The organism is Monashia sp. HAY1-5C, from assembly GCF_056755255.1.
Window position 1 is genome coordinate 1 of sequence record NZ_JBPGXG010000034.1, and the last position, 20,464, is coordinate 20,464.

Sequence of the window (20,464 nt, forward strand, 5' to 3'; positions counted from 1 at the left end):
TGTGCAGGCCGTGGGCCACGTCGATGCGCAGTCCGTCGACGCCCCGCTCGAACCAGAACCGCAGCACCTCCTCGAAGTGCGCCGGGACGTCGGGGTGGCGCCAGTTGAAGTCGGCCTGCTCGGGGGCGAAGGTGTGCAGGTACCACTGTCCCGGCGTGCCGTCGGGCTCGGTGACCCGCTGCCAGGCCGGCCCTCCGAAGATCGAGCGCCAGTTGTTCGGCGGCAGCTCCCCGTTCCTGCCCCGGCCGTCCGCGAAGTGGAAGCGCGACCGCTCCACGCTGCCACGGCCGGCGGCCACGGCGGCGGTGAACCACGGGTGCTGGACCGAGCAGTGGTTCGGCACGACGTCGATGAGCACCTTGAGGTCGAGCCGGTGGGCGTCCCGGACGAGGCGGTCGAAGCTGTCCAGCGTGCCGTACTCCGGGTGGATGGCGAGGTAGTCGGCGACGTCGTACCCGTGGTCGTGCTGAGGCGAGGGGTAGAACGGGTTGAGCCACATGGCGTCGACGCCGAGGCGGCGCAGGTAGGGCAGCCTCTGGTGCACCCCGTCGAGGTCGCCGATGCCGTCGCCGTCGGAGTCCTGGAAGCTGCGGACGTAGATCTGGTAGATGACGGCTCCCCGCCACCAGCCGTGGTTGCCCTTCGATGTACCGTCCACTGCAGCTGCCGATGTCTCGGGGTGCGGCGCCCGACGCGCGGGCGCGTCAGGCGCGTACCTGGCACTGGTCGACGTGGGGAGCATGGCCGCCTCGGAGGAATGTGAGCGTTAACCAACACCCTCAGAATCGCCCGGAGCGAGCAGACGGGCATCCCGAGAACTACGGAGATGGGTACGGAGATCGGGCCCGTGGGTGGTCGCAGTCCGGACATTCCCGACGCGGACCACTGCGGACCACCGGCCCGGGGCCGCGCCCTCCGGGACGGGCCGCGGCGCCACACCCCGCCCGTGGCGGCGGTCAGCGCAGGTCGCCCTGGGCCATCCGGCCGGCGACCTGGCCGCGGGACGTGAGCCCGAGCTTGCTGAGGATGCTCGCGACGTGCGACTCGGCCGTGCGGCTGGAGATGACGAGACGTGCCGCGATCTGCCTGTTGCTGAGGCCCTCGGCGATGAGGCCGGCGATCTCCCGCTCCCGGCGGGTCAGCCCCGCCTCGATCCCGCTCGCCGCCGGACCCGTCGACGCCGCCGCGGTCTCGTCGGCCTCCTCACCGTCACGCAACGCCAGCGCCAGGGCCCGCTCGAGGGAGTAGCCGGCCCCCTCGGCGAAGAGCCGCTCGAAGCGGGCGTCACCCAGGGCCTGGCGAACCGCGTCCTCGGACCGTTGGTCGAACATGCCGTAGGCCGTCGTCTCGTCGACCTTGGCGCCGCTGGCCCGCCACACCGCCTGCGACGCCCCGAGCAGCAGGGCTGCCTTGTCGTCGGGCGACTCCAGGGCGGCGCACCAGGAAAGGGCCTGCACCCCGAAGCTCATCCCCGTCAGGTCGTGCATCGGCTCGAACAGCCTGATGGACTCCCGCAGCACGCGACGGGCGTCCTCGAGCCGGCCCTGGCGCCACCGGACGATCCCGACGCACCAGAGACCGTAGGCCTTGGAGGACAGCGCATCGTGTCGCTCCGCGATGGCGAGGGCCTGCTCGCTGAAGGCCTCGACGCGCGGGTCCTCGAGGAAGAAGGTGGCGGCCGACAGGAGGACGAGGGTGTCGAACTCGCCGAGCGGGTCACCGACCGCGCGGAACTGACTCAGACCCCGCTCGAGGAAGCCGCAGGCGCCGACGAGGTCCCCCTGGTACATGGCCGCGTGACCGCGGCACTCGTCGATCCGGGCCCGCAGCAGCTCGTCGTCGAACTGCTCGGCCAGCGTCGAGCACTCGGCGAGCATCTCGTGGGTCCGGTCGAACTCGCCCGCGAACATTGACAGGTAGGCCGCGGCCCACAGCCCATAGGCGCGTCGGAGGTCCGGGGCGGGAGCCCGCTCGAGAGCCCGGACGAGGTAGCGGTGCCCCTCGCGCAGGAACCCGGCGAACCAGAAGTTCCACATCGGTGCCGCGATGTCGAGCGCCAGGGCCGCCTCGTCGGGGCTCTCGAGACAGGTCTCGATGGCGGCCCGGATGTTGCCGTTCTCCCGCCTGAGCCGGAGGAACCAGTCCGCCTGGCGCGGGCTGAAGTTGTCACGCCCGTAGTCCTGGGCGAGCAAGCGGTAGTGGTCGCGGTGCCGGCGGCGCATCTCCTGCAGCTCGCCCGCGTCGACGAGGCGGGCCGTACCGTACTGGCGGACGGTCTCGAGCATCTGGAAGCGGGCCGACTCGTGGCTCGTTGCGTCCTGACGCGTGATGATCGACTTGTTGACCAGACCCGCGACGAGGCCCAGGATCTCCTCGCGGGCCAGACCGTCTCCCGAGCACACGTCCTCGGCGGCGTCGAGGTCGAAGCCGCCGACGAACACCGAGAGCCGGCCCCAGAGCACCTGCTCGGCGGGTGAGCAGAGGTCGAAGCTCCATCCGATGGCGGTGTCGAGGGCTCGCTGGCGCGGCGGTGCCGTGCTCCGTCCCGAGCTGAGGAGCGCGAACCGGTCCTCGAGCCGGTCGAGGATCTGTGCCGGCGAGAGGGTCCGCAGCCAGACGGCGGCCAGCTCGATCGCCAGGGGGATGCCGTCGAGGCGCCGGCACAGCTCGAGGACCGCGGCCCGGTTGGCGTCCACCAGCCTGAAGTCGGGCGCGACCGCGGTGGCGCGGTCGAGGAACAGCGCGACGGCCTCGTAGCGCCGGGGGTCACCAGGGTCCTCACGGCGGTCCTCGGGCGCCGACAGCGGCGGCACGGGCAGGATCTGCTCGCCCTCGACCCCGAGGACGTGCCGGCTCGTGGCGAGGACGTGCAGGCCGGGCGCCGCGGCCAGCAGCTTGCTGGTGAGCACCGCGCACGCCTCGGTGAGGTGCTCGCAGTTGTCGAGGACGACAAGCAGGCGCTTGTCCTCGAGGTACTCCGCGAGGTCGGCGGCGGGGTCCGCGGACACTTGGCGCAGGTCCAGCGTGTTCGCCACGGTGTGGGGAAGCAGCTGCGGGTCGCGCAGGGGGGCCAGCTCGACGAACCACACCCCGTGGGGGAAGGTCCGGCGCAGCTCCGAGGCCATCCGCACCGCCAGCCGCGTCTTGCCCACCCCGCCCACGCCGGTCAGGGTGAGCAGGCGGCTGGTGGAGAGCATGCGTCGGGTCTCGGCCATCTCCCGTCGTCGACCAACGAAGCTGGTCATCTCCGAGGGGAGCAGACCAGGCACTCTGGTGGCTGGCTTCACCCGTGGCATGCCGTCCGAACCCTTCGCCGCACGGAGGCCCGGAGCGGGCCTGAACCTCAGTCTAGGTCGGCGGCACCCGCTGGCAGGGCCACTCGGGGATCCCGCACCGGTGGCCGGCCCCACCGGTGGCCGGACACGACGGAGGGCGCCCCGGCGAACGGGGCGCCCTCCTGCTGACGAGGACAGCGTGATGCGGCCACCACGAAGGGTGGAGGTGGCGGGAATTGAACCCGCGTCCGATGACGAGAGACCAGGGCTTCTCCGGGCGCAGTGCGCTGTGGACTTTCTCGGCCCCAGGGCTCGCACGCACACGTCCCCTGACAGGCCCAGTCGAGAAGGAGTCCCGCGCAGCCCCCCGACATGACTGCGCAGCAAGTTCCCTAGCTGACGCCAGGCTCTGAGTCGGGAACTACCTCAGGCTGACGGACTTCGAGGCTCGCTCAGGCGGCGAGGGCGAAGTCGGTGCGCTTGGAATTGGCACCTATTGGTTTGCAAGGAGCGTTGACGAGATGACCTTGCATCCTCGGCCCGCTTCCCCTGGTGTGTCGACCACCGTCGAAACCGATCACCCCCATGGGGGCGACCGCATCACGCTGTTCACTTGTCAACGCCCGCTGTCGCGGGAGACCACAGTATGCCTGAGGAACGTCGCGCACGGCCATCGCATTCCCGGACCGGGCCCCCACCCTCTAGGCTGCGGCCACGACACGCACCCTCGCACGAGCCAGGAAGGTGGATCCGATGCCGCACGAGGTCCGGTCGCCCGTGGGCAGCGGCCCGGCGGACGCACCGCGGTGGCTGCCGGCTGCGGCCGGCTCGGTCGACACCTCGGACGAACCCGCCGTCGGTCTCGTCAGGGCGCCCTTCGGGGGGATCGTCGTGCCGGCGGTGCGCCCCGGTGACCGCGTCGAGGCCGGCGGCGTCGTCGCCACGATCGAGGCGACCAAGATGGAGGCCGCGGTGACCAGCCCGGTGGCGGGCACGGTCGCGCGCCTCGCGGTCGGCCGCCACGCGCACGTCGCGGGCGGTGACGTGCTCGTCGTGCTCAGTGCAGCGAGCGCACCAGCCTGAGGGCCTCCTCGACCGACCCGGTGACGTCGGGCACCGGGAAGATCGTGCCGCGCACGACCCGCTCGTGGTCGACGACGAACGTCAGTCGCCGCAGCCGCGTCGTGCCACCCGCCCGGAAGGTGGGCAGGCGCAGCGCCGTCGTCAGCTCGAGGTCGGCGTCGGACAGCAGCGGGAAGGCGATGCGGTTCGCGGCCGCGAAGTCCGCCTGCTCACCGGCCCGCTGGGTCGAGACGCCGACGACCGCGGCACCGGCGGCCGCGAACTCGGCGAGCCGGTCGCGGTAGGTGCAGGACTCGAGGGTGCAGCCGACGCCGCCGGGCACCTCGTCGGCGCCGGGGAAGCCGGTGCCCGGGTAGCAGTACACGACGGTGAGCGGGGCGTCGGTGACGGGATCGAGGCCGGCGAGCGCCGGCACCGGGCGGCCGACGAGGTCGGCGACGCGCGTCGCCTCGGTGGAGTCCTCGGCGGCGAGGGCGCTCGGGCGCCCGTCGCCGAGCAGCCACGTGTCGCCGAAGTCCTGGAGCGCTGCAAGAACCGGGAGGGCGCCCCGGCCGCGCGCCGTCAGGACGTAGTCGTGCCGCGGCGGATGGTCGGTGTAGCGACGGCGCTGCAGGAGGCCGTCGTCGACGAGCGCCTCGAGCCGCTGGGCCAGGACCTTGCGCGAGATGCCGGTCTCGTCGACGAGCTGGTCGAACCGGGTGCGACCGCCGGCGACGTCGCGGAGCACGAGGAGCGTCCACGGGTCGCCCATGACGCCGACGGCCTGCGCGATGCCGCACGGGTCGTCGGGTCGGGTCCGGCGCCGAGTCACTCGCCCAGTCTAGTCAGTTCCCAAAAGATACTCACTGTGGTCTGATGAGACGGTGCCCGCGTCGCCGTCCGCGCCCTCCTCCGCGTCCTCACCGCTTCGGTCGCTGCCCCGCGTCGTCTGGGTCCTCGCCGCCGGCCGGTTCGTCGGCTCGGCGAGCAGCTTCCTCATGCTCTTCCTCGTCCTCTACCTCACCGGTCCGCGCGGCATCGGCGTGGTGGCCGCGGGCGTCGTCGCGGGCAGCAACGGCGTCGGGATGCTCCTCGGCAACCTCACCGGCGGCCGCTTCGGCGACCGGTACGGGCACCGTCGCGCGCTGCTCTGGGCGGCCAGCGTCACCGGCGTGCTCACCGCGACGATCCCCTGGCAGCCGGTGTGGCTGCTCGCGGCGACGATGCCGGTGGCCGGCTACCTCGGAGCCGTCGCCGCGGTGAGCCAGGGGGCGCTGGCCGCCCTCGCGGTGCCGGTGGGCTCCCGGCGCCCAGCCGTCGCCGTGAGCCGCGCCGCCTCGAACGCGGGGTTCGTCGTCGGCCCGCCCCTGGGCGCCCTCGTCGCGGCGTCGGGCTTCGACGCCCTCTTCGTCGTCGACGGGATCCTGACCCTGGTGCTGCGCCACGTGACCTCACGCCTCCTGCCCGACGAGCCCCCCGTGACCGCCGCTCCCGACGCGCCCACGGGACTGTGGTGCGCCCTGCGTGCCGACCGGGCACTCGTCGTGCTGCTCTGTGGCGCCGTGCTCGTCGACCTCGTCTACCGTCAGCTGTACTCGACGCTGCCCCTGCACCTGCGTGACTCGGGACAGCCGCTCGGCCTCTACACCGCGCTCGTGGCGCTCGGTTCCGGCCTCATCCTCCTCCTCGAGGTTCCGGTGGCACTGTGGCTGCGGCATCGGCCCGCGGTGCCGATCATCGCCACCGGGTACGCCCTCGTCGCCGCCGGCTTCGCGATCGTCGGCTGGCAGACCGTCGGCGTCGCCGCGGCCGCCGTCACTGGCATGGTCGTGCTCACCGCGGGTGAGATCCTCTACAAGACCACGGCCACCGCGCACGTCCTGGACGCCGCCCCCGACCACCTCGTCGGTGGCTACCAGGGCCTCTACACCGCTGCGGCGACGAGCGGCTCGATGCTGTCGGCTCCCCTCGGGGGCGCCCTGTACGCCGCGCGACCGAGCCTGCTGTGGCCCGCCTGCGCCGTCGTCGCCGGGGCGGGCGCCGTGCTGGCCGCGGCCTCCGGCAGGCTGCGGCGCCCGGGCGACGCGGCGGCCTCAGCGCAGCGTCGGCAGGGCCTGGTCCGCGAGGAGGGCGCCGCGGAAGAGGTCGCCCCGTGACTCGAGCCGGGCCGGCAGCGTGCGGATCGTGAACGCGTCGGGTCGCAGGTCCGGGTCGTCGAGCTCGTCCCACGCGATGGGGGCCGAGACCGGGGCCCCGGTGCCGGCGCGCGGGCTGTAGGGGGCGACGAGGGTCTTGTTGACGGCGTTCTGGGTGTAGTCGAGCCGGGCCAGGCCGCCGCGCTCGCGCTTGTGCCACGACCAGCTCACGACGTCGGGCGCCACCCGGCCGACCGTGCGCGACACCGTCTCGACCCAGTGACGCGTCTGGGCGAAGTCGGGCCCGCGGGCGATCGGCACCCACACCTGGATGCCGCGACGGCCGGTCACCTTCGGGTAGGCCCGGACCCCGAGGTGCTCGAAGGCGGTGCGGTGCAGCCGCGCCAGCTCGACGACCTGCTCCCAGGAGGTGTGCTGGCCCGGGTCGATGTCGAACAGGGCGTACGTGGGCCGGTCCGGTGCGTCGGTCCGCGAGGTCCACGGGTGCCACTCGAGACCTCCGAACCCGGCCGCCCACACGAGCGCGGCCGGCTCGTCGACGACGAGGTAGGTCCGCGTCTCGTCGCCCTCCGCTGCGGGGTTGTCCCAACGCGGCAGCCAGGCCGGCGCCTTGTCCGGAACCGCCTTGTGCCAGAAGCCCGGTGCCGCCGCACCGTCCGGGTACCGGTGCAGGTTGAGGGCACGGCCGCGCAGGTACGGAAGCACGACCGGGGCGATGCGCGCGGTGTAGGCGAGCAGCTCGCGCTTGGTGACGGCGGGCTCGCCCGCGCGTGGCGGGAAGAGCTCCTTGTCCAGGTTGGTGACGCGCAGCCGCCGGCCGAAGACCGTCCAGTGCCCTTCGCGACCGAGGCCCTCGAGGGCGTCCAGCTCCTCGTCCGTCGGCCCGGCCGCCGCTCCCCCGAACGGGCCGAGCTCGACGGACGCCTCACCGGCCGGCAGATCGGAGCGCCAGAGCCGCTCCGGGTCGGCCCGCACCTGCTCGTTGGTCCGCCCCGTGAGGACCGACGTCGGGTGGTCCTCCGCGTCCCAGCCGGGAACGGCGGACCGGTCGTGCTTGTGCAGCAGCAGCCACTGGTCGCGGTCCCGGTCGGACCCGCTGCGCACGAGGGCGAACCGGCCGCGCAGGCGCTCCCCGTACAGCTCGGCGTGGAAGTCCCCGTCGCTCACGGCACGGGCGGGATCGTCGGTGCCGACCGGCTCCCAGGTTCCCCGGTCCCACACGATGACGTCGCCCCCGCCGTACTCCCCGGCGGGGATGACGCCCTCGAAGACCTCGTACTCCAGCGGGTGGTCCTCCACGTGGACCGCGAGCCGGCGCACGTCGGGGTCGAGGGTCGGGCCCTTCGGCACGGCCCAGCTGACGAGCACCCCGTCGATCTCGAACCGCAGGTCGTAGTGGAGTCGACGTGCACGGTGCCGCTGGACGACGAACCGTCGGCGGCGCCCCCCGTCGCGATCGTCGCCTGCCTCGCCGCTCGCGCCGGGGGCAGCGCCGGCCACCTCGGGGCCCGGGTCGCCCGCGGGCTCCGGCGTGCGCGTGAAGTCGCGCTTGCGGCGGTACGGCGCGAGCGCGTCGCGACGTCGCCCACCCTCCTTCGACGCGTCGCTGCTGGCCGCCATGCCCTGCCCGTACCCGATCGCGCCCCGGTGCCGCGGGGCCCGTGCCCCCGTGCCGCCCGGGCCGCCGGCGCCCCTCCGTCAGTCCCGCCCGGGCCGCCGGCACGGCGAGCGTCGACTGGGGCGAGACGCGCCATGTATCACGGCGAGGGGGGTGCAGCACTGAGTGGCGCGAGCGTCGCGTCTCGGGGGCTGACCGTCAGGAGCCGCCACAGGGGTCTGCGCGACCGACCCGGCGCCCGCGCTCCCTGCCCGGACGCGACCGCGTGTCGGCGCGCTGCCGGGCGCCCACCCAAGGATGGAGACCTCCCATGCGTACCACCGCCAAGCTCGCCGTCGCCGCCGCCCTCACCCTGGCCACCGCCAGCGGTGGCTACGGCGTCGCCAACGCCGTCACCGGCTCGACGCCGTCCCCCTCGCCGTCGCCGGCCGACACGGCGGCCACCGGGGTCACGGCGCGCTCCGCCTTCGCGACCACGACCCAGCCGAACCCCATGGCGGTCTACGTACCGCTGAAGAACTGCCGTGCCGTGGCCACGGCGACCGCCGGTGGCAAGATCCCCAACGGTGCGACCCGGGACTTCCAGATCACCGGGACGACGGGGTTCCCGGCGCAGGGCGGCACCTCCGGAGGTTGTGGCATCCCGAGCTATGCGACCGCCGTCAGCGCCCGCATCACCTCCACGGCCGCGGACGCGAACGGGGCCTTCATCGCCTACCCGACCGGCACGCCCGTCGGGCAGGGCAGCCTCTACTACGCCAAGGGCGTCAACGTCACGACCGGGGCCAACCTGCAGATCGGCACGGGCGGCAAGGTCACGGTCAAGAACGTCCTCGGCCCGGCGCACCTGGCCATCGACGTCAACGGGTACTTCACGCCGCAGATCCAGGCCCACGTCGAGCTCGACGGCTCGCTCACCTCGGGCACGCCCCTGGTGACGGGCTCCTCGCGCACCGCCACCGGCGTCTACGTCGCGACGGTCGCGCGCGACGTCAGCGCGTGCTCGGCCCACGCCGACCCCGACGGCTCGGGCGGGTTCATCTCCAGCGCGGTCCCGTCCGGCAGCACGGTGGCCGTCTACACCTACAACCTGGCGGGCAGCCCGACGAACATCCGGTTCACGCTCAGCGTCACCTGCTGAGGACGGCACGCGCAGGACGGCGGGGGCCGGCGGGAGACCGCCGGCCCTCGTTGGCCTGCCTCAGCGCCGCTCGAGGGCATCGAGGGCCGAGGGCATCGAGGGCCGAGGGCATAGAGGGCATCGAGGGCTCGGCCTCACCACGAGCCGGACGAGGAGCCACCGCCGCCACCACCACTGAACCCGCCGCCACCGCTGAACCCCGACGACCCGGACGAGCCGGGGGTCGAGGTGAAGGTGCCGGTCGAGGTCGTCGAGAACGAGTCGACGCCGTCGGCGATGCCGGTGAAGTCGGGGAACGTGCTGCCGCTCCAGACGTACCAGGTGGGCATGAGCACCGGCTGGTTCGCGGCCTCAGCCGCCCGGGCGACGTCGGCGAAGGTGCGCGCCCACCGGTCGGCGACGCCGAACACGACGGCGTAGGGCAGGTACCGGCTGAAGATGTTGCTCGCCTCCTCGAAGGCGATCTGGCCCGCCTCGGCCGTGACGAGGTACTCCTTGAAGCCGAGCGCCTGGGCGTTGACGGCCGACCCCTCGGCCGTCTTGGCGGCCATCTTGCCGCCGAGGAACCACGTGATGCCGCCGGCGACGACGAGCCCGGCCCCGAGGGCGAACCCGCCGCTGAACCCGGTGCCGAGCAGGGCGCCGATGGCAGCCCGGCCGTAGAAGAGGAGGAGACCACCGATGACGGCCAGCACGATGCCGAGTCCCTGCCAGAGCCCGCGCTGGGCCTGCGGCGAGGACCGGAACCAGCTGCGGCGCACGACCTCGCGGTACATCTCGGCCTGGATCGACCGCAGGGTGTCGGCGAAGGTGTTCTTCAGCTCGGACAGGCGAACGACGTCGCCGCGACTGCCGAAGATGCCGTCGAGGACCATCCGCTCGTAGGGCAGGAGGCGCTCGGCAGTGGGCGCCGGAAGACGCGTGAGCGTCCAGTCGGTGCGGCCGAACATGCCGCCGCCCTCGGTCTCCTCGATGCGCAGGAAGCCCCGCACCGCGAGGTCGATGACGGTGGCGGAGACGTCGATCGGGTTGGCGGTCTCGTCGATGACGACGCCGACCATGCCCGGCTGGACCCCGGCCGGCGGTTGGAACTGGACGGCGACGGTGTCCGCCGCCCGGCGCGTCGTAGCGGCCACGGTCGTGCCGTCGCCGGTCGCGCCCGTCCCGGAGGTCGGGCTCGCCGCCATGGTGGGCGTCGGTGTCAGGCCCGGTGTCAGGCCCGGTGTCAGGCCTGGTGTCATGTCCGCGTAGCGCTCGTCCCGGCCCCGCGTCCACACCAGGGTGCCCATGACCGCGAGCGCGATGACGGGCGCAGCGATTCCCCCGACCCACGCGGCCGCGTTGGCGGCCGGGGCCGCGTCGGAGCCGATGGACGAGGCGGCGTCGCCCTGCCGCACGTCGGGAAGGACGCGTCCGAAGGCCGTGGCGGGATACGACGCGAGGACCGTCATGGCATCACCCGGCCCGAGCCCGGAGGCCGAGAACGTCGCGGGGTCACCCGGCAGGCTCTGGCACGCCGCGTCCGAGCGCGTCTCCCCCTTGAAGCAGCCGACCTTGGTGGCGGCCGCCGGCGCGGTGACCGTGATCCGCACGGCGTCGCGCGGGGTGGTCTCGTTCGCTCCGAAGACGTTGTAGTACAGCTCGACGGTGCTGGCGCCCTGGCCGTCGGTCGCGGGCGAGCCGTCCGCACGGATCGGGTTGAGCACGTCGTGCAGCGTGTAGCGAACGACGTAGACCTGCGTGCCGCTCGTGTACGCGTCCGCGCTGCCGATGCGGATCTCCTTGGCCGCGCCGTTGTCGCTGACGCGGAAGGCGTCCGGCGCACCGGTCGGGCTCGAGACGGCGACGTCGGTGAGGTCGTAGTAGCGGTAGCGGCCCGGGTCGTCGTTCCAGCCCATCCGCACGACGACGTCGCGGAAGATGCCGTGCTTCTGCTCGCCGCTCGGGAACCGCCACTGGATGGTCTCGGTGACCTTCATGGTGCCGTCGGCCTGCAGGTCGTAGTCCGCCGCGAACGAGGTCATGCCCTCGTCGCCGACGGCGTGGGCCGCCGTCGCCGGGCCGAGGACGAGCAGGACGGCGGCACCGAGGAGCCCGAGGAGCGCGAGGAGGGTGCCGCGCGTCAGGGCCGGTCGGCACCCTGCGGCATGCTCGTTCGTCGATCCCTGCATCGCTCCTCCACCGGTCGGGCCTGAGTGCATCCTGTCACCCGACGCGGCGGACGCGGCAGTGGTTCCCGGCGGCGGGGCGCCCGGGTCAGCGACGGCGGTTGGCGGCGCTCATCGCACGCTCGGCCTCGCGCCGGTCCTGCCGCTCGCGCAGCGCGTGACGCTTGTCGTAGGCCTTCTTGCCGGTGGCGAGGGCGATCTCGACCTTGGCGCGGCCGTCCTTGAAGTAGAGGGACAGCGGCACGATGGTGCGCCCGCTCTCGCGGGTCTTGTGGGCGATCTTCTCCAGCTCGGAGCGGTGCAGGAGCAGCTTGCGCTTGCGGCGTGGCGCGTGGTTGTTCCACGTGCCGTTGAGGTACTCGGGGATGTGCACGTTCTCGAGGTAGAGCTCGTCGCCGGTGAACATCGCGAAACCGTCGACGAGCGAGGCCCGGCCCATCCGCAGTGCCTTGACCTCGGTGCCGGAGAGCACGATGCCGGCCTCGAACGTGTCCTCGATGAGGTAGTCGTGGCGCGCCTTGCGGTTGCTCGCGATGAGCGACCGCCCCTTCTCCTTGGGCACCGGACCGTCCTTCCACTCGTCGACCGGGGTGCGCCGCAGGACGCGACGGCGGACCAACGCTACCCCGGCCGGCCGGTCACCACCGAGCGGGTTTGCGACGCGCCGCCCGATGCACCTCGGGACGAGGTGGGTCAGAGCCAGATGCGGGGGTTGACCGGGGTGCCGTCCTCGTAGACACCGAAGTGCAGGTGGCACCCGGTCGAGTAGCCGGTCGTGCCCGAGTAGGCGATGAGCTGGCCGCGTTTCACCGAGCCGCCGAACCGGACGATGCTCGTCAGGTGGTTGTACGTCGTCACGAGGTCGACCCCGCGGTGGATGCCGTGGTCGATGACCACCTGGTTGCCCCAGCCGCTCGCGCGCCAGCCGGCCCGGATGATCTCGCCCGGCGCGGCCGCGTAGACGGGCGTGCCGCAGGGGATGCCCCAGTCGAGGCCGTCGTGGAGCATCCACTTGTGCAGCACGGGGTGCCAGCGCATCCCGAAGCCGGACGTCGTGGGGCCGTTGGCCGGGTAGGACAGGTAGTTGGACGGCGTCGAGTCACCCGTGCTCACGGGGGGCGGGATGTGCGGCGTGTAGTGGTGGCCGCGCTTCTTGGCGGCGGCCGCCTTGGCCCGCTCGGCCCGGATCTTCGCCGCGCGCTCCGCCCGCAGTCGCGCCAGGCGCTGCTGCTCGCGGATCTTGGCCTGGCGGGCCCGCTCGACGAGGATCGCCTGCAGGCGGGCGGACTCCGCCCGAGCAGCCGCGAGGTCGGCCGCCTCGTTGGCCTGCTGCTCCTTGAGGTCCGCGGCGTAGGCCACCTGCCGCTGCTTGAGGGAGTCGAGGGACGCCTTGGCCGCCGCCGCGTTCTGCGCGGCGGTCACGGCGTTGTTCTTCGCCACGACGGCCTGGTTGCGGGCCTGCGTCGCGGCGGCCGACGCGGACTCGGCGTTGCGCAGCGCGATCTCGGCCTGGTGCTTGAGCTCGGTGATCTCGCCGCGGACGGAGGTGAGGTAGGCCTGCGTCGAGGTGTTGTCGACGGTCATCGCGGCGAGGGCGTCGATGGTGTCGCTCGCGACGGTCGAGGCCGTGTCGGCCATGACGAGCTTGTCGGCGAAGTCCTGCGGCGAGGTGGCCCCGAACACGAGGCCGAGCTGGGACTGCTGGTCCGAGCCCTGGAAGACCTCGGCGGCGTACGCGTCGAGGGCATCCTGGCTCGTCGTGAGCTGGGTCGAGCTCTTGGCGAGCCGCTCGGTGGCGCGCGCCTCGTTGGCCTTGGCCACGGCCAGTTTCTGGGCGACCTCGTCGTTGTGGGCGCGGGCCGCGGCCTCGGCGGCGATGGCGCGCTGCTCGGTGGCCTCGGCGGCCTGCTGCGCGCTGACCGCCCTGGCCTGTGCCGCGAGTGCCGACGCCACGCGCTGCTGGGCCACGGGCAGCGCCGCGTTGGTGCGCTGGAGGTTGACGTAGGCCCCGGCGAGCTTCGTGTTCGTCCCCTCGAGCTGCTGGCCGAGGGAGGCGATGCGCTGGTCGTTGCGCCTCTTCTGGTCGCTGACGGAGTCGGCGCGGGCCACGAGGGCGCTGGCCAGCGAGACGGTGCAGGCGACGACGAGTCCCGCGGCCGTCAGCTTGGTCGCGACAGGGACCCTCTCCGAACGCCTCCTGAGCCACATAGGTTTCATTGGTACCACACGCCTCCGCGGATGGGGAAGGTTCGGGACAAATTGCGCCGCCCCGACGCCGACGTGCGCGCTTCGCTGGTCAGACCCGCAGGTAGCGGCGCAGCGTGACCCAGGACGTGACCGTCGCCAGGCCGATGACGCCCACGACGATGAACGGGGCCACGTAGAACACGTCGGCCACCCCGATGAACGCGGTGTCCGTCAGGGTCGTCGAGAGGAAGCCGACGACGCCGTAACGGACGGTGGCCCACAGCATCGCCATGGCCAGGACCGCCCCGAGGACGCTCGACAGGACGGTCTCCATGACGAACGGGAAGCGGATCGTGAAGTTCGAGGCACCGACGAGCCGCATGATGCCGGTCTCGCGGCGCCGGCTGAAGGCGGTCTGGCGGATCGTCGTCGAGATGAGCATGACGGCCGCGAGGACCATGAGCGAGGACAACGCGATCGCGGCCCACGAGACCGTGTTCATGAAGGTGAAGAACTTCTCGAGGAGCTTCTTCTGGTCCTGGACGTCGGCGACGCCGGGCATGCCCTTGATCGAGCTGGCGACGACGTCGAACTTGTCGGGGTCGTTGAGGTTGACGCGGTAGGAGTCGGCGAAGTACGACTCCCCCGCCCGGGCCAGCGGCGAGTTCTTGTACGTGTCCTTGAAACGCTGGAAGGCCTCGTCGCGCGACTCGTAGAAGACCTCCTTGACCGTCGGCTTGAGCGCCTCGAGCTCGTCCTTGATGGCCTGACGCTGGGCGTCGGTCGTGGCCTCGCCGGCGCAGTTGGTGTACCGCGTCTTCTCGGCGCACAGCAGGACGGTCACCTGGACGCGGTCGTACCAGTAGTCCTTCATCGTGTCGACCTGACGCTGACCCATGAGGCCGAGCCCGAGCAGGTACATCGAGATCATCGTGACGATGACCACGGACAGGGCCATCGACACGTTGCGTCGCAGGCCGTTGGCGATCTCACCGAGCAGGAACTGGATCCTCATCGTGGTCCTCGCTCAGCGCTCGCTCGTGTGGACGGCCTTCTGCCGCCTGAAGATGCCCCCACGCGGTCGTGGCTCGTCGGCGTCTCGCCCGATGGGCGGGAGCGTGTTGGCTTCGGGGCCGTCAAGGCCGTCGGGGCCGTCGGGGCCGTCGGGGCCGTCGGGGTCGGCATCGTCCCAGCCGTCGGCGACGTCGGGCGTGGCCGGGGCAGACGCCGCGACCTGCTCGGCGCGCGACGTCTCGTCGAGCCGGACCCGGGGCAGGCTGCCGGTCGTGTAGTCGCTCGCCTCGATGTCGCTGACGAGGACGCCGTCCCGGAGCCGGATGACGCGCTTGCGCATCGCGTCGACGGTGACGGTGTCGTGGGTGGCCATGACGACGGTCGTGCCGACGCGGTTGATGCGGTCGAGCAGCTGGACGATGCCGAGGCTCGTGTCGGGGTCGAGGTTGCCGGTGGGCTCGTCGGCGAGCAGGATCGCCGGTCGGTTGACGAAGGCGCGCGCGATGGCGACGCGCTGCTGCTCGCCGCCGGAGAGCTGGTGCGGCAGACGCTTCTCCATGCCCGACAGGCCGACGAGGTCGAGGGTCTCGGGGACGATCTGGCGGATCCGCGACCGGCTGCTCCCGAGCACCTGCAGGGCGTAGGCGACGTTCTGGAAGACGGTCTTGTTCGGCAGGAGGCGGAAGTCCTGGAAGACGCAGCCGATCTCACGGCGCAGCGCAGGCACCTTTCGGTCGGGCAGCCGGTCGAGCTCGCGGCCGGCCACGAGGATGCGGCCCGCGGTCGGGTCCTGTTCCTTCATGACGAGCTGCATCATCGTCGACTTGCCCGACCCGGACTGGCCGACGACGAAGACGAACTCACCGCGCTGGACCTCGAGGCTGACCGCGTCGAGGGCGGGACGCGTGGTCCGCGGGTAGGTCTTCGTGACGTTCTCGAAGAGGATCATCGGTCGGGCCTCGGCTCCTGCAGGCTGCGGCTGGGCGGTGGCCCGGCTGCCGGCGTCCGGTGGTGGCGCGGGCACGACGGCAGGCGGGCCGCTACGAGGCTACGGGCGCGAGGGGGCGAAACCCGGGCACCTCGCCCTCACCGGGCGTGGCGCGCCGTGCGGACGCGGCGGGAGGGCCGCCGCAATGCGTCAGACCTTCGCGTCGGCCTTCTTCTGCGCGATCTGCCAGCGGATGCCTGCCTCGATGAAGCCGTCGATGTCGCCGTCGAAGACGGCGGTCGGGTTGCCGGTCTCGAACTCGGTACGCAGGTCCTTGACCATCTGGTACGGGTTGAGGACGTAGGAGCGCATCTGGTCGCCCCAGCTCGCCTTGACGTCCCCGGCCATCTCCTTCTTCACCGCGGCCTCCTCCGCCTTGCGCTGCAGGAGCAGGCGGGACTGGAGGACGCGCAGGGCGGCGGCGCGGTTCTGGATCTGGCTCTTCTCGTTCTGCATCGAGACGACGATGCCGGTCGGGAGGTGCGTCATGCGCACGGCCGAGTCGGTCGTGTTGACGCTCTGGCCGCCGGGGCCGCTCGAACGGAAGACGTCGATCTTCAGCTCGTTCTCGGGGATGTCGATGGAGTCGTCGCTCTCGATGAGCGGGATGACCTCGACGGCGGCGAAGCTCGTCTGGCGGCGGCCCTGGTTGTCGAAGGGGCTGATGCGCACCAGGCGGTGGGTGCCGCCCTCGACCGACAGGTGCCCGAACGCGTAGGGGACGTTGACCTCGAAGGTGGCCGACTTGAGGCCCGCCTCCTCGGCGTAGGAGGTGTCCATGACCTTCGTCGGGTAGCCGTGGCGCTCGGCCCAGCGCAGGTACATCCGCATGAGCATCTCGGCGAAGTCCGCGGCGTCGACGCCGCCGGCACCGGCGCGGATCGTCACGACGGCCTCACGCTCGTCGTACTCGCCCGACAGCAGGGTGCGCACCTCGAGCTCGCCGATGTCCTTCTTCAGCGTGGCGAGCTCGCGCTCGGCCTCCTCGAGGGTGGCGGCGTCGTTCTCCTCCTGGCCCATCTCGACGAGGGTCTCGAGGTCCTCGATGCGCCGGTCCATCTCGACGACACGGTCGCGCTCGGAGTTGGCGCGGCTCAGGGCACTCGTCACCTGCTGCGCCTTGTCGGGGTCGTCCCACAGGTCGGGGGCCGAGGCCTGCTGCTCGAGGTCGTCGATGGTCCTGGCGAGCGCGTCGAGGTCGGTGACGCCGCGCACGGAGTCCATCGTCGCGCGCAGGTCCTTGATCTCTTGCGTGAAGTCAACAGCCACGATGGGACAGCCTACGGCAGCACGTGCGGTGCTCGGGCGTCGTCGGGCCGCCGTCGGACTCCCGTCGGACTCCCGTCGGACTCCCCCGAGGCGCGCGGTGAGTGTGGTGCCGCACCGCCCGCCCGGACGCCAGTGCGCCCCGGTCGCTGCGCGAGCGACCGGGGCGCCGGGGCGATGCCGGGACCGGGACCGCGAGGGGTGGGGTGTCGCGGCCCCGGCCGATGGTGGCGGGGGTCCTTCCGGTCACGGCCTGTCAGTACACGTCCTTGGACATCCAGCGGATGTCGTAGCTGCTCGGCGCGGTCATCATCGTGGTGGAGCTCACCGTCGGGTACATGACGCTGCGCGTGCTCGTCGAGTGCGGCAGACCGCCGCAGTGGCCGAGCTCGTGGATCATCGTGTGCTCGCCGAGCGTCCAGGACGCCAGGATGGGGTCGAGCTTGATCGAGCAGGCGCTGATGACGCCGCCGTTGACCGACAGGGAGGCGCCGCCGACGCTGTCGAGCCCGGTCGTCGGCATCTCGAAGACCACGGTGATGTTGGCCTTGCTCGGGTCGGACGTCGTGACGACGTTCCATCCGGACTTGCGCCACTCGGACACCGCCTCGGCGACCTTGACGTACGTGTTGCCGCCGGTGCCGTCGTACACGACGGCCTGCGTTGTCCAGTGGCCCCAGTACGCTGCCTCGGCCGAGCCACTCGGGCTGGTCTTGGCGCCGGACGGGACGGGCTTGGCCGCCACCGACGTGGCGGCTGTGGCGAGGGTGAGACCGATCGTCGCGAGCGCGACGACGAGGATCCGCTTCATGGACCAACTCCTGGGGGACCAGCCACGGGGGCTGCAGGGTGACGGGGGACGTTTCAGGGCCCGCGGGGGTTCGGGTCCCTTCGATGGTGCGCTCGGTTGGCTTTCGCCCACGTTAGCGGCGTATGTCCCTTTTCCTCCCCGTTTCCGTAAAGTCCGCCACCCGGGTTGCGGCGTGGCGACACGCCGACGGCCCGGCATCGTGGTTGGATGCCGGGCCGTCGGCCATGCGAGACGGTCTCAGCAGTAGCGGTAGTCGGCGCCGGTCGAGCTCCAGGCGCACGTGTCGACGAGCGAGCCGGACGCGTTGCGCAGGTAGGCGGTGTCACCGGTGTTGTTCCAGACGTACCAGGAGCGGTTGTAGTAACGGTTCGTGCTCGTCGCCGTCCCGCGGCCGGTGCGGATCGTGACCGTCGCGCCGGCCTTGAGCGTGAAGGTCGGGAACCGGTAGGTGTAGCCGGTCCTGTCGCGCAGCGTCCAGCCCGTGATGACGCGGTTGCTGCGCGTCGTGTTCTTCAGGACGACGTACTCCGCGTTGAGGCTCGTGTTGCTGCCGGTGTCCGACCCCGGGGAGTCGTACTGGACCTTGTAGACCATGACGGCCGGCAGGGCCTGGGCCTGCGTGGCAGCGGTGACCGGCCCGAGCAGGCCGAGGGCGATGCCCGTCGCGGCGGCGACGGCGGTGGTGCGAGTGCTCACGGTTGCGTTCCTCGTTCGTCGACGCGCGACCGGTGGCCGCGCGAGATGCGTCGGCCGCTCCGGCGGGCAGGAGCCGGTGCCGGACCCGGAGACCGGCGGACCCTTGCCAGGAGAAGGAAGCCAGGGCCCGGATGCGGTGACGCACGAGAAACCTAGGTCGGGAGGGCTTGCCCCCGCGGCGTTTTGGGCGAAGTGCCCGAATCCAGCCCCTCGCGGTAGGTCGCCGGCGTCACCCCAGCCGAGCGCGGGCGCTGGAGGTGACGGTGATGGTCACGCCGCCGCCCAGCCGCTCGAGCACCCACCCGCTCATCGGCAGCGTGGCCCGACCCTGCAGGGTGACGACCGCGGTCGACCCGTCGGGGCTGCCGGTGCGGGGCACCAGGCGCCAGTCGGTGACGCCGCTCGGCAGCGGGGTGCGTCGGAGGTGGGCCGCGGCCGCTGCGACCACGGACGCGTCGCTGAGGACGAGCCGGTCGGGCACACCCTCGGCGTAGGCCGCCCGCTCGTCGATGGCGTCCGCGGCGTCGAGCGCGGCGGCGTCTGCGGTGTCGAGCAGCCGCATCCGGGCCAGCTGGGCGGCGGTGACGTCGACCGCGCCGAGGATGAGGACCACGACGATGACGAACAGGCCGAGGATGAGCACGCTGATCTGCCCGCGGTCGCGGCCACGGGCAGACACGAGCCGTCGCAGGTGCCGGACGGGGTTCATCGGGCCACGAACCGGTCGACCGAGGAGACGTGGGTCGAGGAGACGGACACCGACGAGGGGACGTGGTCGGCGATGAAGTCGGGCACCAGCGGCAGTGCGACCTCGATGCGCGCCTCCGCGCGGACGAGGCCCTCGGCCCGCAGACAGGGCGAGCCGTCGCACGTCAGGCTGATCGTGGCGTCCTGGGTGAAGCCGAAGTCCTCGAAGGCGAGGTGTGCCGCCGCCGACGCGCGGGCGTACCCGTCGCCGTCGCGGGTGGCCGTGACGAAGGCCCGCCCGGCCTCCCGACCGGCCAGGGAGACCGAGAACGAGGCCGCCTGGAGGCGAGCCATCGTCAGCACGAGGTACAGCAACGGCAGCAGCAGCAGGATGCCGAGGAAGATGAACTCGACCACGGCCCGGCCGTCGTCGCCTGCGGCGCGGAGGCGGGCCCGCTGCGCACGGAGGAGGCTGAAGGCGTTGCGCCTGCGGCCGATCCGGGCGTGCTGCTGGGGTCTCACGGACCGGTCCCCCGCGTCGGCGGTCCGGGAGCGGCCGCCTCCTCGCGCTCACTGGGCGAGCCGGCCTGCGGCGTGCCACCGGCTCCGTGCGACACGCTGCCCGCAGAGACCTGGTCCTCGCTGAAGGCCCGGCCGCTCACCGCCAGGGACTCGGACGGGCCGAGCGGCCCGACGACGGGGAGCGGCGCCCGGACGGTGACCTCCACGACCCGGACACCGTCCGGCGTCGTCCGTTCGTCGACGTCGACGTCCTGCGCGAACCGGGCACTGAGCGAGGAGGTGATGAGGGCCCGCGTCCGTGCGACGCCGTCAGCCGGTTCCGCGTCGGCCCGGGCGGCGTAGCGGGCGCCCTCGGAGGCCGCCGAGATGAGCGTGTTGCGGACATAGAGCGCCAGGCCGATCTGGAAGACACCCAGGGCGACGAACAGCAGCAGCGCGGAGACCATCGCGAACTCGGCGATGGCCGAGCCGCGGTCGCGCGCCGCCGGCAACCGACGGACGGCACGTCGGGCCGTGACCGCGACCCTTCGAGGGCCCGCGGCCAGGGACGGTTCGGCGCTGCGGACGCTGCCCGTCGGGCTCGGGGCCGCGACGGCCGCGGTCACGGTCCCTTGACGTCGCCGATGGCTTCGCTGAACAGCTGGCCGAGCTGTGGCCCGGCGATGGCCCAGAGCGCCGTGACGAGGCCGGCTGTCATGATCGTGATGAGGACCCAACCCGGGACGTCGCCCCGGTCGTGGGGCCCACCGAGTCGGCGTGCGAGTGCCGCGAGAGCTGCGTCGTGCAGACGCGCGGACGCTGTCGTCAGCTGCTTCATCTGTCTTTCTCCCTGTCTGGTCGGTTCACGGTCTGTGGAGGGCATCCGGACCTGAG

At 72.3% G+C, this 20,464-nt stretch carries 19 protein-coding genes and 1 other RNA gene; 3 read left to right on the forward strand and 17 right to left on the reverse strand.

Annotation, left to right across the window (positions count from 1 at the left end; translation table 11 throughout):
- From ACR9ZK_RS07475 to ssrA, 3 genes are all read right to left on the reverse strand, one after another.
- Positions 1-742 (reverse strand): alpha-amylase family glycosyl hydrolase (locus tag ACR9ZK_RS07475; RefSeq protein WP_481341264.1); only part of this gene is annotated, 742 nt, incomplete at its 3' end.
- Between the two features lie 214 nt (positions 743-956).
- The gene (locus ACR9ZK_RS07480) at positions 957-3,215 is read right to left on the reverse strand and encodes a helix-turn-helix transcriptional regulator (protein WP_481341265.1); all 2,259 of its coding nucleotides are present in this window, start codon (positions 3,213-3,215) and stop codon (positions 957-959) included.
- Positions 3,216-3,493: 278 nt separating this feature from the next.
- Positions 3,494-3,860, reverse strand: a transfer-messenger RNA (tmRNA) gene (gene ssrA, locus ACR9ZK_RS07485).
- A 168-nt stretch (positions 3,861-4,028) separates the two neighbouring features.
- Between ssrA and ACR9ZK_RS07490 the strand changes: the two genes are divergently transcribed.
- On the forward strand, positions 4,029-4,358 hold the full coding sequence (locus ACR9ZK_RS07490) for a biotin/lipoyl-containing protein (RefSeq protein ID WP_481341266.1): 330 nt from the start codon (positions 4,029-4,031) through the stop codon (positions 4,356-4,358).
- On the opposite strand, the gene ACR9ZK_RS07495 is transcribed toward ACR9ZK_RS07490, so the two are convergent.
- A complete protein-coding gene (locus tag ACR9ZK_RS07495; RefSeq protein WP_481341267.1) occupies positions 4,333-5,169 on the reverse strand; it encodes a winged helix-turn-helix transcriptional regulator in 837 nt (278 codons plus the stop codon). The two genes, ACR9ZK_RS07490 and ACR9ZK_RS07495, sit on opposite strands and share 26 nt — an antisense overlap.
- A 52-nt stretch (positions 5,170-5,221) precedes the next feature.
- Here ACR9ZK_RS07495 and ACR9ZK_RS07500 point away from each other — a divergent pair, with 52 nt between their 5' ends.
- Complete coding sequence (locus ACR9ZK_RS07500) at positions 5,222-6,493, forward strand: MFS transporter (protein ID WP_481341268.1); 1,272 nt, start codon at positions 5,222-5,224, stop codon at positions 6,491-6,493.
- Here ACR9ZK_RS07500 and ligD read toward each other — a convergent pair.
- Positions 6,431-8,113 (reverse strand): non-homologous end-joining DNA ligase, encoded by a 1,683-nt coding sequence (gene ligD, locus ACR9ZK_RS07505; RefSeq protein WP_481341269.1) that lies wholly within the window; start codon positions 8,111-8,113, stop codon positions 6,431-6,433. The two genes, ACR9ZK_RS07500 and ligD, sit on opposite strands and share 63 nt — an antisense overlap.
- Before the next feature lie 308 nt (positions 8,114-8,421).
- Here ligD and ACR9ZK_RS07510 point away from each other — a divergent pair, with 308 nt between their 5' ends.
- Positions 8,422-9,252, forward strand: coding sequence for a hypothetical protein (locus tag ACR9ZK_RS07510; RefSeq protein WP_481341270.1), 831 nt, complete (start codon positions 8,422-8,424; stop codon positions 9,250-9,252).
- 134 nt (positions 9,253-9,386) lie between these two features.
- On the opposite strand, the gene ACR9ZK_RS07515 is transcribed toward ACR9ZK_RS07510, so the two are convergent.
- The 12 genes from ACR9ZK_RS07515 to ACR9ZK_RS07570 all read right to left on the reverse strand — a co-directional run bounded on the left by ACR9ZK_RS07515 (position 9,387) and on the right by ACR9ZK_RS07570 (position 20,408).
- Positions 9,387-11,423 (reverse strand): DUF2207 domain-containing protein, encoded by a 2,037-nt coding sequence (locus tag ACR9ZK_RS07515; protein ID WP_481341271.1) that lies wholly within the window; start codon positions 11,421-11,423, stop codon positions 9,387-9,389.
- Positions 11,424-11,508: 85 nt separating this feature from the next.
- On the reverse strand, positions 11,509-11,982 hold the full coding sequence (gene smpB / locus ACR9ZK_RS07520; RefSeq protein WP_481341272.1) for an SsrA-binding protein SmpB: 474 nt from the start codon (positions 11,980-11,982) through the stop codon (positions 11,509-11,511).
- Positions 11,983-12,113: 131 nt separating this feature from the next.
- A complete protein-coding gene (locus tag ACR9ZK_RS07525; protein ID WP_481341273.1) occupies positions 12,114-13,628 on the reverse strand; it encodes a peptidoglycan DD-metalloendopeptidase family protein in 1,515 nt (504 codons plus the stop codon).
- 88 nt (positions 13,629-13,716) lie between these two features.
- On the reverse strand, positions 13,717-14,622 hold the full coding sequence (gene ftsX, locus ACR9ZK_RS07530; protein ID WP_481341274.1) for a permease-like cell division protein FtsX: 906 nt from the start codon (positions 14,620-14,622) through the stop codon (positions 13,717-13,719).
- Positions 14,623-14,634: 12 nt separating this feature from the next.
- Positions 14,635-15,645, reverse strand: coding sequence for a cell division ATP-binding protein FtsE (ftsE, locus tag ACR9ZK_RS07535; RefSeq protein ID WP_481341275.1), 1,011 nt, complete (start codon positions 15,643-15,645; stop codon positions 14,635-14,637).
- Between the two features lie 114 nt (positions 15,646-15,759).
- Entirely contained in the window at positions 15,760-16,878 is a 1,119-nt protein-coding gene (gene prfB, locus ACR9ZK_RS07540) for a peptide chain release factor 2 (protein ID WP_481341276.1), read from the reverse strand.
- Positions 16,879-17,131: 253 nt separating this feature from the next.
- Positions 17,132-17,686 (reverse strand): matrixin family metalloprotease, encoded by a 555-nt coding sequence (locus ACR9ZK_RS07545; RefSeq protein WP_481341277.1) that lies wholly within the window; start codon positions 17,684-17,686, stop codon positions 17,132-17,134.
- Between the two features lie 237 nt (positions 17,687-17,923).
- A complete protein-coding gene (locus ACR9ZK_RS07550) occupies positions 17,924-18,382 on the reverse strand; it encodes a lamin tail domain-containing protein (protein ID WP_481341278.1) in 459 nt (152 codons plus the stop codon).
- Positions 18,383-18,611: 229 nt separating this feature from the next.
- On the reverse strand, positions 18,612-19,091 hold the full coding sequence (locus tag ACR9ZK_RS07555; protein ID WP_481341279.1) for a pilus assembly protein TadG-related protein: 480 nt from the start codon (positions 19,089-19,091) through the stop codon (positions 18,612-18,614).
- Positions 19,088-19,591, reverse strand: coding sequence for a pilus assembly protein (locus ACR9ZK_RS07560; protein WP_481341280.1), 504 nt, complete (start codon positions 19,589-19,591; stop codon positions 19,088-19,090). Before ACR9ZK_RS07560 ends, ACR9ZK_RS07555 begins: the two co-directional genes overlap by 4 nt.
- Positions 19,588-20,196 carry a TadE family protein gene (locus ACR9ZK_RS07565; protein WP_481341281.1) on the reverse strand — a complete coding sequence of 203 codons (609 nt, stop codon included), beginning with the start codon at positions 20,194-20,196 and terminating at the stop codon, positions 19,588-19,590. The genes ACR9ZK_RS07560 and ACR9ZK_RS07565 overlap by 4 nt, the downstream gene beginning before the upstream one ends.
- Positions 20,193-20,408, reverse strand: coding sequence for a hypothetical protein (locus tag ACR9ZK_RS07570; RefSeq protein ID WP_481341282.1), 216 nt, complete (start codon positions 20,406-20,408; stop codon positions 20,193-20,195). Before ACR9ZK_RS07570 ends, ACR9ZK_RS07565 begins: the two co-directional genes overlap by 4 nt.
- Positions 20,409-20,464: the final 56 nt, after the last annotated feature.